The 13,095-nt window shown below is 74.7% G+C and carries 10 protein-coding genes; 5 read left to right on the top strand and 5 right to left on the bottom strand.

The features are described from left to right. Window positions 1-48: 48 nt before the first annotated feature. From ACGF5U_RS19380 to ACGF5U_RS19370, 3 genes are all read left to right on the top strand, one after another. Complete coding sequence (locus ACGF5U_RS19380) at window positions 49-1,863, top strand: protein phosphatase 2C domain-containing protein (RefSeq protein ID WP_392717307.1); 1,815 nt, start codon at window positions 49-51, stop codon at window positions 1,861-1,863. A 27-nt stretch (window positions 1,864-1,890) separates the two neighbouring features. Next, window positions 1,891-3,633: a pyruvate dehydrogenase gene (locus tag ACGF5U_RS19375; RefSeq protein ID WP_392717305.1), complete on the top strand. Its 1,743-nt coding sequence runs from the start codon at window positions 1,891-1,893 to the stop codon at window positions 3,631-3,633. Window positions 3,634-4,000: 367 nt separating this feature from the next. Further along, a complete protein-coding gene (locus tag ACGF5U_RS19370) occupies window positions 4,001-4,375 on the top strand; it encodes an ATP-binding protein (RefSeq protein WP_392717303.1) in 375 nt (124 codons plus the stop codon). 44 nt (window positions 4,376-4,419) lie between these two features. On the opposite strand, the gene ACGF5U_RS19365 is transcribed toward ACGF5U_RS19370, so the two are convergent. Both ACGF5U_RS19365 and ACGF5U_RS19360 read right to left on the bottom strand, forming a co-directional pair. Beyond that, window positions 4,420-5,514, bottom strand: coding sequence for a DUF2637 domain-containing protein (locus ACGF5U_RS19365; RefSeq protein ID WP_392717301.1), 1,095 nt, complete (start codon window positions 5,512-5,514; stop codon window positions 4,420-4,422). 206 nt (window positions 5,515-5,720) lie between these two features. Further along, window positions 5,721-6,584, bottom strand: a complete 864-nt coding sequence (locus ACGF5U_RS19360; RefSeq protein WP_392717299.1) for a (2Fe-2S)-binding protein — start codon at window positions 6,582-6,584, stop codon at window positions 5,721-5,723. Window positions 6,585-6,769: 185 nt separating this feature from the next. Here ACGF5U_RS19360 and ACGF5U_RS19355 point away from each other — a divergent pair, with 185 nt between their 5' ends. Beyond that, a complete protein-coding gene (locus tag ACGF5U_RS19355) occupies window positions 6,770-7,684 on the top strand; it encodes a GntR family transcriptional regulator (protein ID WP_392717297.1) in 915 nt (304 codons plus the stop codon). A 20-nt stretch (window positions 7,685-7,704) separates the two neighbouring features. Then, entirely contained in the window at window positions 7,705-8,889 is a 1,185-nt protein-coding gene (locus tag ACGF5U_RS19350) for a hypothetical protein (protein WP_392717295.1), read from the top strand. A gap of 111 nt (window positions 8,890-9,000) precedes the next feature. Here the strand turns inward: ACGF5U_RS19350 and ACGF5U_RS19345 are convergent, their stop codons facing one another. The 3 genes from ACGF5U_RS19345 to ACGF5U_RS19335 all read right to left on the bottom strand — a co-directional run bounded on the left by ACGF5U_RS19345 (window position 9,001) and on the right by ACGF5U_RS19335 (window position 12,906). Continuing rightward, window positions 9,001-9,762, bottom strand: a complete 762-nt coding sequence (locus ACGF5U_RS19345; RefSeq protein WP_392717293.1) for a hypothetical protein — start codon at window positions 9,760-9,762, stop codon at window positions 9,001-9,003. A gap of 383 nt (window positions 9,763-10,145) precedes the next feature. Next, entirely contained in the window at window positions 10,146-10,961 is an 816-nt protein-coding gene (locus ACGF5U_RS19340; protein ID WP_392717291.1) for a pentapeptide repeat-containing protein, read from the bottom strand. Window positions 10,962-11,181: 220 nt separating this feature from the next. Beyond that, window positions 11,182-12,906: a PucR family transcriptional regulator gene (locus tag ACGF5U_RS19335; protein ID WP_392717289.1), complete on the bottom strand. Its 1,725-nt coding sequence runs from the start codon at window positions 12,904-12,906 to the stop codon at window positions 11,182-11,184. Window positions 12,907-13,095 lie beyond the last annotated feature (189 nt).

The raw sequence follows: 13,095 nt of genomic DNA, 5'->3' as shown, positions 1-13,095 counted from the left end.
TTCCACGAGCCCCGTTTTCGCCCCCTGTTCACTGTGGACAATAAGGGCATGAACCCACAGGGGGAGACGCCAGCCACCGGCGACGACGGCTGGTGGGAGAAGCTGTACGACGAGACCGTGCCGGACACCGCCGGCTGGAACGGCCGGGGCGGGCCGGGCGACACGCTGGACGACCGGTTCGCCTCGGCGGCCGACACCGTCACCACCGATCCCCGCACCGCTCCTGACGACGCGCGCACCGGCGCCCGGCGGTCACCGCACCCGGCGCGGGATCCGGCGCGCACGCCGGAGGAGCCCCCCGCCCCGCCGGGACGGGAACCGTGGGACAGAGCCCCCTGGGAGCCGCCGGTGGACCGGACGGGAACACCCCGTACGTTCCCGCAGGCACCGCCCACCACCCCCGCCGCGTTCCCCGCGCCCGCCCCGCCAGCGTCCGAGGCCCCCGCCGTACCGCCGGAGCCTGGCCCACCGCCCGACCCGGCCCGGCCTCCGGAACGGACCACGGGGACCCCGCCCACGACGGCGTCCGGGCCCACGACCGCGACGGCGTCCGGGACCACATCCGCGACGGCATCCGGGCCCACCACGACGGCATCCGGGCCCACATCCATGACGGCATCCGGGCCCACGACCGCGACGGCGTCCGGGACCCCGCCCATGACGGCATCCGGGCCCACATCCGCGACGGCGTCCGGGCCCACGACCGCGACCGGGACCGAGTCCGGGGCCGCCGTCGGGCCGCCGTCCGGGTCGGGGACCGCGCCCGGCCTGCCACGGCCGCGCGTCGGCCATGTGGGGGACGGGCCGCCCACCTACGACCCCGAGCCGACCGCGCTGCCCGCCGCGCACCCCGACGACCTGGGCGCGCTCGTCGCCGACACCGTCCTCGACGGCGCCCGGTACGGCACGTTCACCCTCCGCGCCGCGTCCGTACGGGGCGACTCCGCCCGCTACCGGGGCGAGCACCGCCGCGACGCCCTGCTCACCGCCCGGTTCGGCACCGGCGACACCGCCCTCCTCCTCGTCGCCGTCGCGACCGGCGCGCGCGCCACCGAAGGCGCCCGTCTCGCGGCCGCCGACGCCTGCCGCTGGATCGGCGAAGCCGTCGGCCGCAGTCACGCCCGGCTCTCCGAGGACATCAGGGCGGGCCGCCGCGGCGACCTCAAGTCGGGGCTGCACCGGCTCACCGACCGCTCCTTCGGCCGGCTCCGGGCGCGCGCCGCCGAACTCGGCGTCGGCCCAGAGGCGTACACCGCGAGCCTGCGCTGTCTGCTGCTCACCGCCGACCCGGGCTGCCGCACACGGGTCTTCTTCGGCGTCGGCGCCGGCGGGCTGTTCCGGCTGCGCGACGGGGCCTGGCAGGACCTGGAGCCGCCCGTGCCCGAGCCCGCGGCCGTCACCGGTGAGCCCGTCGTGGGCTTCGGCTCCCCGCCGCACGGCGCCACCCCGCCCGTGTCACCCGTCCGTCCCCCGGACGGCCCCTCCGCGACCGCCGGTCACCTCCCGGGTACTGCGGACGGCCCCACGGGCGGCCCCGCCGACGGGACTCCGGCCGGCGACCGGCTGACCATGCGGCTCGGCATTCCGGCCCACCCCTCGGCGCCGTACGTCGAGGACCTGCTGCCGCCGCCCGCCGAACCGTTCCGCTTCCGGGCATCCGTGGCCCGCCCCGGTGACACGCTGCTGCTCGCCGGTGCCGGACTGGCCGAGCCCCTGCGCGACGAGCCCGCGCTCGCCCGCGAGCTGGCCGGGCGCTGGGGGCCGCACGAACCGCCCGGACTGGCCGCGTTCCTGGCGGACACCCAGCTGAGGGTGAAGGGGTACGCCGATGACCGTACGGCGGTGGCCATCTGGGAGGCGTAACCGGGCATGCCGTGACTTGATGGAGGCATGGCCAAACAGAACGTGGCAGAACAGTTCGTCGACATCCTCGTCCGCGCCGGCGTCCAGCGGTTGTACGGAGTCGTCGGCGACAGCCTCAACCCGGTCGTGGACGCCATCCGCCGGACGAGCGGCATCGACTGGATCCAGGTCCGGCACGAGGAGGCCGCCGCGTTCGCCGCCGGGGCCGAGGCCCAGATCACCGGGCGGCTCGCGGCCTGCGCCGGCTCGTGCGGGCCCGGCAACCTCCACCTCATCAACGGCCTCTTCGACGCGCACCGCTCGATGGCGCCGGTCCTGGCCCTCGCCTCGCACATCCCCTCCGGCGAGATCGGCCTCGGCTACTTCCAGGAGACCCACCCCGACCGGCTGTTCCAGGAGTGCAGCCACTACAGCGAACTGATCTCCAGCCCCCAGCAGATGCCACGCCTGCTCCAGACGGCGATCCAGCACGCGGTGGGCCGGGGCGGCGTCAGCGTGGTCTCCCTGCCCGGCGACATCGCCTCCCACGCCGCCCCCGACAAGCCGAGCGAGCACGCCCTCGTCACGACCCGCCCCACCGTCCGGCCGGGTGACGGCGAGATCGACGCGCTCGTCCGCATGATCGACGAGGCGGACCGGGTCACCCTCTTCTGCGGCAGCGGCACGGCGGGCGCGCACGCCGAGGTGATGCAGTTCGCCGAGCGCGTCAAGGCACCGGTGGGGCACGCGCTGCGCGGCAAGGAGTGGATCCAGTACGACAATCCGTTCGACGTCGGCATGAGTGGCCTCCTCGGCTACGGCGCCGCGTACGAGGCCACCCACGCATGCGATCTGCTGCTCCTGCTCGGCACCGACTTCCCGTACAACGCCTTCCTGCCCGACGATGTGAAGATCGCCCAGGTCGACGTACGGCCCGAACACCTGGGGCGGCGCTCCAAGCTCGATCTCGCCGTCTGGGGCGACGTCCGGGAGACGCTGCGCTGTCTGACGCCGCGTGTGCGCGCCAAGTCCGACCGCCGGTTCCTCGACAAGATGCTGAAGAAGCACGCGGACGCGCTCGAGGGGGTCGTCAAGGCGTACACCCGGAAGGTGGAGAAGCACACGCCGATCCACCCCGAGTACGTCGCCGCCGTCCTGGACGAGATCGCCGACGACGACGCGGTGTTCACCGTGGACACCGGGATGTGCAACGTGTGGGCCGCCCGCTACCTCACGCCCAACGGGCGGCGCCGGATCATCGGCTCCTTCAGCCACGGATCCATGGCGAACGCGCTGCCGCAGGCCATCGGCGCCCAGTTCACCGACCGGCACCGCCAGGTCGTGTCGATGTCCGGCGACGGCGGTTTCGCGATGCTGATGGGCGACTTCCTCACCCTCGTCCAGTACGACCTGCCGGTGAAGATCGTCCTGTTCGACAACTCCTCGCTCGGCATGGTGGAGCTGGAGATGCTGGTGGCGGGCCTCCCGTCGTACGGCACCACCAACCACAACCCCGACTTCGCGGCGATCGCCCGCGCCGCGGGCGCCTACGGGGTACGGGTGGAGAAGCCGAAGCACCTCGCGGGCGCGCTCAAGGACGCCTTCAGGCACAAGGGCCCCGCCCTGGTCGACGTGGTGACCGATCCGAACGCGCTGTCCATTCCGCCGAAGATCAGCGCCGAGATGGTGACCGGCTTCGCGCTCTCCGCCAGCAAGATCGTGCTCGACGGCGGAGTGGGCCGCATGCTGCAGATGGCGCGCTCCAATCTGCGCAACGTTCCGGGAATCTGACGCCCCCGCGTGCCCCACTGCCCCCCTCCGTGCGCCCGCCCGGAGGGGGGCGAAGGCGTGATGGGCGAGGGGCGGGGGCATGCATCCCGTGAGCCTGTTCGAGGGGAAGGGCCGAGGAGTCGGGGGTGCCCCCTGTCGAGCGAAGCAGAGACGTGGGGGAGGGCGGGGAACTATGAGTGGGCGTCAGGCAGGGACCGAGACCATGGTGAGCGGGTGCGAGCGAATACCTGAGGCGGAGGAGGGCCGGCAGATACACCCGGGCCATCCCATCCAGCCAGGCCACCCGGGTCATCCGGTGCACGGCGGGCACCCGGCGCAGCCACCGGGACATCAGCCGGGACATCAGCCGGGGCACCAGGCGGCCCAGTTGCGCAGAGACGTGGCCGGGGCGGATCTGACGGCGGTGGCCGAGGTGCGGCACGCCTTGCGGCAGCTGCTGCGACACTGGGGAGCGGAGGGCTCGGCCGATGTGGCGGAGCTCCTGACGAGCGAGCTGGTCACCAACGCGCTCATACACACCGAGCACGGCGCGGTCCTCACGGCCACCCTGTCGACCACCCGGTTACGAGTCGAGGTAAGGGACTTCGCGGCCGCCATGCCCACCCCGTACGCCCCCGCCATCGACGACGGGACGCACGGCCGGGGGCTGCTGCTGGTACAGGCGCTCGCCGACGCGTGGGGTGTGCAGAGCCAGGGCGTGGGCAAGGTCGTCTGGTTCGAACTGACCGGCGGGCCCGCCTGAGACCAGGCGGGCCCGACCGTTGTCCGTGAGGTGGGAGACCCGGGTCAGCCGAACTGCTGCTCCAGGTTCTTGAGCTTCTCCTCCAGTGAGTCGAGCCGGGGAATCGTCTGGGTGTCGTCCTCGGCGGTGAGATCGACCGTGCGGGGTTCAGGTCCCCTCACGGCCTGCAGGGAGGGCCGGGACCGGAGCGGCAGTTGTCCGGGCTCGGATATGGCGGGCTCCGCGACGGACGCCCCGACGGCGGCCGACGCGGAGCCCGACGCGGAGCCGATGGCGGCCGCCGTGGGGCCGGGCGCGGCGCCGATGGCCTGCACCTCGACCTGGCGGCCACCGCCACGGCCGAGCCCCCAGGCCCGGTGCTGTCGGTTCAGCGCCTTGATGTGTGCCCGCTCCAGCTTCTCCTGCTCGCGGCGGCGGTGCCTGTTCTGCTTCCGCTCGCGACGGTCCTCGCGTACCTCGTCGACGGCCTCGTCCAGGGTGCGGACGCCTTCCAGCAGCATCAGCGACCAGGCGGCGAACGTCTCGCGCGGCGCCCGCAGCCAGCGGACGATCCGGATCTGCGGCAGCGGCCGCGGCACGAGGCCCTGCTCGCGCAGCGCCGCCCGCCGGGTCTGCTTCAGCGCCCGGTCGAACAGCACGGCGGCGGAGAGCGACATGCCCGCGAAGAACTGCGGGGCGCCGTCGTGGCCGAGGCCCCGTGGCGCGTGCACCCAGTTGAACCAGGCGGCGGCGCCGGCGAACAGCCAGACCAGCAGGCGCGAGCCGAGTGCCGCGTCGCCGTGGCTGGCCTCGCGCACGGCGAGGACGGAGCAGAACATGGCGGCCCCGTCGAGCCCGAACGGAACCAGGTACTCCCAGCCGCCGGACAGGTTCAGATTCTGCCGGCCGAAGCCGACCAGGCCGTGGAAGGAGAGTGCGGCGGCGACCGCGGCACAGCAGAACAGGAGCAGATAGGAGGCGATGCCGTAGATGGCCTCCTTGCGCCTGCGGCGTTCCTCGCTGCGCTCCCAGGAGTCGTCGGCCGCGGCCTTGTCACCGGCGCGCTTGTTGCGCGCGAGCACCGCCACCGCCGCCACGACCCCCACGAGCATCACACCGCCCGGAAGCAGCCAGTCCAGCGATATGTCGGTCAGTCTCATGCGGTGTCCCTCGCATCGCAGTAGGGCGTTTCGGCGCCATATTGGCCGAAGGCCCGGGGTGCTCACGGGGTTTCGAGGCAAGAGAACGCCATTGGGGCGGCGAGGCATACGAATAGGTGCGATCTACTCGAACTTCCATATGGTGAAGCCGAGTTGCGTTCGATTAATCCCACTCGTGCGGGTGGCGTGACCCGCGAGCGTGTCGCTCAGTCGGCGGCGGCCGCGTGCAGCTTCCGCACCCGCTCCGCGTCACAGGTGCGCGGACACGTCACACAGGTGTCCTCCGGCCGCAGCGTGTAGAAGAGGCAGCAGCTCGCCCGGTCACGGGTCGGCAGCGCCTCGCCGCCCGGTCCGGTCAGGTTCCGGAAGCCGGCGGCCCCGACGTACGGCTTGGCCGTACCCGGCAGCAGCCGCTCCAGCTCGGCCATCGCGCGGGGCTCGTCGCCCAGCAGGTGTGCCACGTACCACAGGCCCTCGACGATCTCGTCGGTCGCCATGCCCCACAGGGCCCGCTTGCCGCGCCGCATGCGCGGCCCGAAGCCGTCGAGGACGGGGCCGATGTGCTCGGCGACGGCCGCCCGCACCTCGCCCCGCAGCGCCTCCTCGTCCGCCACGACCCGGGCGCCCGGCAGTCCGGCGGCCGGGTCGCCGGGCAGGCACGCGAACTCGGTCACCCGTACGGCCATGCGGCCGAGCGCCCGCTGGAACGAGACGCCGTCGGCCGGGACGCGCGGCACCCGGCGGCGCAGGAACCACGGCACGGTCACCAGCAGGCACGCGGGCCAGGCGTACCGGCGCAGTCCGAAGCTGGCGATCACGTCGGGGCGGGCCCGCTGCCCGTAGTCGCGCAGCACCTGTGCGTCGTCCCAGGCGAGGAAGGCGTCGAGGGCGGGGCCGCCCGCCGCGAGCTCGTCCGCCCCGACCCAGCCCGCGCCCCTGGGGGCCTCCTCGCCGGGGGCGAGCTCCTGGACCCGCAGACCCGGGAACACCTCGGCCAGCCGGTCGTAGGAGTCGGCGAAGGGCGAGGTCAGGGCGGGGAGGAGCGGGGGCGAGAGCGCGGGAGCGGGCATGTGGGGACCACCGAATCGCGATCGTTGGCAGGTTAGCCTAACCTTACCCGATCTGGTCGGTGTTTACCGTTCGAGCGGCGTCCGGCGGCCATGGAATCCCCGAACGGCGCCCGGTGCGCCTATGGTGCACACAGGGCCCTTTCACCGCGAGCCGGGCCCGTGCGAGCAGCGGCAGGAGGACCCGAGTGGAGCAGGGCAGGGCGAGGGAGGCGACGACCTCCTCCCAGGCGTACGCCGGCATGCGCGTCCCCGACCAGGCCCGCGGCGAACACACCCACAGCGAGCCCCCGGCCCCGGGCGTCGTCCCGTCCCCAGCCCGCGGGGCCCGTGGCCACGACGCCGCGCCCACACCCGGGTCCGGCTCCATGCCAGGGTCCGTGCCCGCGCCCACACCCGTGCCCGCGCCCACACCCGGGTCCGGGTCCGCGTCCGCTCCCGCTCCCGTTTCCGTACCGGCCCCGGGCGCCGCGCCGCGCACCGTCCAGCGCCACTCTGTGCGGGGCCAGGTCCTGGACGCCCTGCGCAACGCCCTCGTCAGCGGCGAGCTGAGGCCCGGCGCCGTCTACTCCGCACCCGTTCTCGGCGAGCGCCTCGGCGTCTCCGCGACACCCGTCCGCGAGGCGATGCAGCAGCTCGCCATCGAGGGCGCCGTCGAGGTCGTACCCAACCGGGGCTTCCGCGTCCTCACCCGTACGCCGCACGAGCTCGCCGAACTGGCCGAGGTACGGGCCCTGATCGAGGTGCCCGTCATGCTCCGCCTGGCCCGCACCGTCCCGGCGGCGCGCTGGGCCGAGCTGCGGCCCCTGGCCGAGGCCACGGCGGCCGCCGCCGCACGGGGCGACCTCGCGCACTACGCCGAGAGCGACCGCGCGTTCCACCGGGCGGTGCTGAGCCTGGCCGGCAACGCACAGCTCGTCGCCGTCGCCGACGACCTCCACCGCAGGTCCCAGTGGCCGCTGACCGCCGCGCCGGTCACCCGGCGCGCCGACCTCGTCGCCGACGCAGCCGAACACAGCGCCCTGCTGGACGCGTTGACCGCCCAGGACCTCGCCGTGGTGCGGTCCCTGGTGCGTGAGCACTTCACGGGCGCCAGGGGCTGAGAGGGCGGGCGGAACCGGACGTGCGCGCGGCGGTGTGGGCGGCGGCCAACCAACTGGGCGTCGTCGCCGGAACCCCGGGGGAGCTCCTGACGGCCCTGCTGTCCGGCCCGCGCCGCCCGATACGGGTCACCCTGCCCGCCCGGGACCCGGACAGCGCCGAACTGGCCGCGAGCCTGCGCCAGTGGACGGGCGCGACGGTGACGGTCGAGCCGCCCGGTGAGAGCCGGGCCCCCGCGCGCCCGCCCGGATCCTACGAGCCGGCCGACCCCGGCGCGGTCTGCGCGGCCGACCCGGAGCGGATCACCCTCGCCTACGAGGCGGCGGGCGACGACGACTTCGGCGGGCTCGGGCGCGCGTGGCTGCGGGCCGGCCAGTCGCTCGTCCGCGCCGGCCGTACGCCGGCCGACCGCGCCCTGCTCCTGCTCGCGGCGCTGCCCGACGGGGCGGACCCCCGCCTCGCCCCGGCGCTCGCCGACCTGTCCGCCGACACGCCCTGGCGGGTGACCGGCACCCGCGACGCCCAGGTGGCCGCCCTCGCCACGGATCACCGCGACCGGCTGATCGTGGTGGAGGACCCGCGCGTGAAAGCCCTGGCCTGTCTGCCGGACGGCACGCGACTCCGCCTGGACGAGCGCGGCCGGCTCCGTACGGACGGGCCGCCCGGATCGGCCCCACGGCTCGTCCTGGCCGTCGCGACGACCCTGGCCGACCACCCGGCCACCGCGCTCGCCGCGACCGGTGACCTGGTGGTCACCGGCGACCGGATGGGTTCGCTGCACGCGTTCGGCCTCGACGGCCTCCATCAGTCGGCTCCGCACTCCGGCCGGGTCACCGCCCTCGCGGTGACCGGGGCTCCGCGCGTCCACAGCGGCGGCGCCGACGGAACGGTACGGAGCTGGCGCCCCGGCCGCCCGCCGCACCGGTCACCGGTGACCCGGCGCCCGTACCCGGTCGTCGCGCTCCACGCGGCCGACACGGGCACGGGCACGGAGACGGAGACGGGCACGGACACGGGCGGCGATGCCAGGGCGGGGGTGACGCTCGCGACCGGCTGGGCGGACGGGCTGGTGACGCTCCACCGCCCGGGCGCCGCCCGGCCCTCGACGTTCCGGCCGGGCCGCCCGGTGCGGGCCGTCGCCGTGCTGCGGGACGGCTCCACAGTCATCGGCACCGACGAGTCGCTGATCCGGCTGCGCCCCCGATGACCGCGCGGCGACTCCGTGGCGGCTCGGTGGCGACTCGATGGCGGCTCGATGGCGCGTCCGTGGTGGCCGCGCGGGCGGACCGCGATACCGGCGAGCGCCGTCCCGGGCCGCTCAGGCAGCCGGGCGCGGCGCCAGTTGCGTGGCGAGCCAGGTCGGCACGCCCCCCAGGAGCTGGAACAGCCGCCGCGCCTCCGCCCGCAGGCGCGCCGCCTCCGGCTCGGGCTCGGCGTCCGCGAGCGCGGCCAGCGCGGGAGCCGTGCCCACCAGGTAGCCGAGCTCCTCACGCAGCCGCAGCGACTCGGCGAAGCCGTGCCGCGCCTCGGCCAACTCGCCGTCCCGCAGGGCCAGCCCGGCCAGATGCCGCCAGGTGAAGGAGAGCAGCAGGGTGTCGCCCTGGGCGGTGGCGCCCGCGTGCGCGCGGCGGTACGCGGCGCGGGCGGCCTGCGGCGAGTCCGCGAGGTACTGGGCGAGCAGCCCGCGCCGGAAGTCCAGCAGCGGCCGGCCCGGCGCGGAGGGGGCGAACAGCGCCGCCGCGCGACCGAGCGCCGCCCGTGCCTCGTCGGCCCGGTCCCGTACGCCGTGCAGGGTCGCCGCGTAGGCGAGGTAGCCCCGCTCGCACGCGGCGGCGCCCCGTTCGTCGTCCTCCCGCGCGACGGCCTCCGCCGCCCGCAGCGCGTCCTCCGCCTCGGCCCAGCCCGATTCCGTGTACAGGCACCGCTCGATCAGCAGCGACGCCCGCTGGACCGCGACGGCCGGACGCTCCGCGCGTGGCGCGAGCAGCTCGGCCGCGTCGGCCCAGCAGCCGCGCGAGCGCAGCCGCCATACCGCGGTCTGGAGGGGATCGTCGCTATCGGTCGTTCCGGAACCAGACATGGCGGTATGCGCCACATTGCCCTCCCCGAGCGCGCCATCGAGCTGTTGGGTCCGGACGCATCTCAGCACGGATCGGCACGCCCGGCCAAGGGGATCAGGTGAATTGATTCACAATCGGCCGGAGTCGCGGTAGTGGTACGGGGGCGCGTCGGGCCGTCCCGGCGCCGCCCCGCTCATCAGCGGGCCGTGCAGGGCCAGTTGGTTCGCGCGCCCTCGGCCTCGGAACGGTGAGGTGGCGAGGGGTTCGGTTCCGTCGAAAGGGTGAATGCCGCCGACACCGCCCTGGCTGACGGCTGACGGGGCGACGGGCGACGGCTGACGGGCGACGGGCGACGGATGAGGGCGGTCGGCGGCTGCGGGCTTCGCGCGGCCTGTCGCGCCGTTCAGCCCCGGCTGCTCCAGTGGGGCGGCCGGGTCAGGTGGGGCGGCAGTACGGTCCGGGCGTCGCCGCGCGCGGCGTTCAGCTGCGGCTGGGTGAGGAAGAAGGCGCCCGTCAGGTCGGCGCCGGCGAGCTGGGCGTCCCGCAGGTCGGCGCCGATCAGGTCGGCCTGGCGGAGGTCGGCGTCCGTCAGGTCGGCCGCGATCAGGTAGGCGCCGCGCAGGGTGGCACCGCGCAGGTCGGCGCCCTTGAGCCGGGCGCCCATGAGGTCGGCGCCGCGCCGGTTCTTCCTCCGGCCGCGGCTGCCGGGAACCCCCGCCCGTACCAGGTCGCTGGCGCGCAGCAGCAGGTCGTTCACGATCCGCCGGTGCGCGGCCACGTCGAGCGTGGCGAGTTCGGCGGCCGGGCGGCGGGTGAGGCGGTCGGTCGTGTCCTGGACCCGGCGCAGTTCGCCGTGGAGGGAGTGGGCGGGTTCCAGGGTGAGCGCCTCGGCGATGTACCAGAGCAGTTCGTGGAGTTGCCGGACGACGGGGAACACCGCGAACATCTCGCCGGCCGTGTCCGGGTGCCGCCGCCAGTCGCGGCCGCCGAAGGTGACCTGGGAGACCTTCTGCCCCGCGCCGAAGCAGTCGTAGACGGTGCAGCCCTGGTAGCCGCTGTCGCGGAGCCGGGCGTGGACGCCGCAGCGGAAGTCCTCCCGCAGATGCGTACAGGGCTGCCCGGCGGCCTTGTCGACGGCGAAGTCGGCCGACGCGGCGAAGGGCAGTGCCACGCAGCACAGCCCGAAGCAACTGGCGCAGTCACCGCGCAAGTCAGACATGGCGGAGTCGTTTCCTTCCAGGAGAGGAGAGGAGAGGAGAGGAGAGGAGCGAGCGAGCGGGGAGCAACGGGACGAACGGCCCGACGGCGCCGACCGGACAGACCCGGCCGACCAGACAGCCCCGGGCGACCGGACAGCCCCGGGCGACCGGACAACGCCCGCCCGACCGGACAACGCCCGGACGACCGGACCGCCGACGAGCGTCCGGTCCGACCGGTCGTCAGGACATCCGCAGGGCGAGGAAGAAGTCGAGCTTGTCCTCCAGGCGGGCCAGGTCGCGGCCGGTGAGCTGTTCGATGCGGCCCACCCGGTAGCGCAGCGTGTTGACGTGCAGGTGCAGTCGGGTCGCGCACCGCGTCCAGGAGCCGTCGCAGTCGAGGAAGGCCTCCAGGGTCGGGATGAGCTCGGCCCGGTGGCGCCGGTCGTAGTCGCGCAGGGGGTCCAGCAGCCTGGCGGTGAACGCCCGCCGTACGTCGTCCGGCACGAACGGCAGCAGCAGTACGTGCGAGGCCAGCTCGTGGTGGCCGGCCGCGCACACCCGCCCGGGGCGTGCGGCGGCGACCCGGCGGGCGTGCCGTGCCTCCTCCAGCGCGCCGCGCAGGCCCTCCGCCGAGTGGACGGCGGCGCTGACGCCCAGGGTGAGGCGTCCGTCGTCGGCGAGGCCCGCGGACAACGGTGTGCGTACGGCGGCGAGCAGCGCGTCCGCGTGGAGCCCGGCGGCCGCGGGGTCCGCGCTCTCCCGCGTGCCGGGGTCGCCGTCCGTGTCCTCGCCGCTCTCCGGGGTGCCGAGGGCCGCCGGGAGCGGGACCAGGGCGATGGCCTCGTCGCCCGCGTGGGCGACGGCGATCCGGTCGGCCGAGTCGGGGCCGACGGTCGCGGGGTCGACGAGGATCTCCTCCAGCAGCGCCTGGGCGACCGGGCCGGGGTCGACGGACGTGCCGCCGTCCTCGCCCCATTCGACGCGGGCGACGACGACCTGCCAGTGCGGGGCGGTGCCGAGACCGGGCAGCAGGACGGGCGCCGCCACCCGCAGCCGGGCGGCGATCTCGGCCGGGGCTGCGCCCGTCTGGACGAGCTCCAGGACCTCCTGGGCGAGCCGGCGCCGTACCGTGCGCGCCGCGTCCCGCCGGTCCCGTTCGACGGCGATGAGCTGGGTGACGCCCTGGAGCAGATCCAGCCGCGCGGCGGGCCAGTCCCCGGCGTCCGCCTCGACGGCCAGCAGCCAGTCCGAGAGCACGGTCTCGCGGACGTCCCGGGAGGCGGGGCCGGCGCCGCGCCCGGTGTTACGGATCGGGAAGAGTGAGTAGGTGGTTCCGCCGACGACGGCACGGTGCGGGCCACGCCGTCCGGTGCGGGTGGCCGCCAGGTGCTCGCCGGCGAGCACGGCGCCGACGTCGGTGCCTACGGGGGCTCCGGCGCCGGCGATCTGCCGTCCGGTCGGTGACAGAACCCAGGCGTGAAGGTCCAGGTCGGAGCCGAGGAGGTCGAGGACGACCTCGGGTCCGCCGCCCGCCGGGCCGGAGGTCATCAGCCTTCTGTGGCGATCCACGACAGCCGCGAGATCACCGGCGCGCTCGCCCGAAACCTGTCGAACGACATGCTCAGTGATCGTTGCGAACGCAACGGATTCGTTCACCGCGAACAGGGGGAGGCGGTGGCGCAAACACGCCTGGACGAGATCGTCCGGGATCGCCCCCAGCTCGGCCTCGCCCGCCGCGAGACCGGCGACCCCGGCGGAGGCGAGGATCCGTACGAACGGTTCGGAGTCGGCGGAGTCCCGCCGCCAGGCGAGACCGGTGAGCACCAGCTCGCCGCCGGAGAGGTACCGGCTGGGGTCCCTCAGGTCGGTCGTCATGACGCCGCGGACCGTACGGTCGAGCTCTTCCTCGCCGCCGAGCAGCCGCAGCCCCAGCGCGTCGGTCTCCAGCAATGCGCGCAGCCGCATGTCGTCGCCGCCGATCTGTCTCGTGGGTGTCTCGTTGTGGCCGGTGACTCGTGGCCACCGTTTCCAGGGGGAAACGGAGAGGTTACTGATCCTCGCCTTTCGTTCGAATCTACAAGACGAGGAGGGCGGCCAGCCAACTCCTTCATGGTTTCGGTGACTGCACCGGGTGGAGCACCGCTGGGTGTACTT

The sequence above is a fragment of the Streptomyces sp. NPDC047886 genome, assembly GCF_043204435.1.
Classification (GTDB): Bacteria; Actinomycetota; Actinomycetes; order Streptomycetales; family Streptomycetaceae; genus Streptomyces.
This window is presented reverse-complemented; position numbering and strand designations above follow the sequence as displayed.

Bases quoted from the DNA above. Each gene is read 5' to 3' on its own strand.
- ACGF5U_RS19380 (WP_392717307.1), top strand. From the start codon at position 49: ATGAACCCACAGGGGGAGACGCCAGCCACCGGCGACGACGGCTGGTGG.
- ACGF5U_RS19375 (WP_392717305.1), top strand. From the start codon at position 1,891: ATGGCCAAACAGAACGTGGCAGAACAGTTCGTCGACATCCTCGTCCGC.
- ACGF5U_RS19365 (WP_392717301.1), bottom strand. From the start codon at position 5,514: ATGAGACTGACCGACATATCGCTGGACTGGCTGCTTCCGGGCGGTGTG.
- ACGF5U_RS19360 (WP_392717299.1), bottom strand. From the start codon at position 6,584: ATGCCCGCTCCCGCGCTCTCGCCCCCGCTCCTCCCCGCCCTGACCTCG.
- ACGF5U_RS19345 (WP_392717293.1), bottom strand. From the start codon at position 9,762: ATGTCTGGTTCCGGAACGACCGATAGCGACGATCCCCTCCAGACCGCG.
- ACGF5U_RS19340 (WP_392717291.1), bottom strand. From the start codon at position 10,961: ATGTCTGACTTGCGCGGTGACTGCGCCAGTTGCTTCGGGCTGTGCTGC.
- ACGF5U_RS19335 (WP_392717289.1), bottom strand. From the start codon at position 12,906: ATGCGGCTGCGCGCATTGCTGGAGACCGACGCGCTGGGGCTGCGGCTG.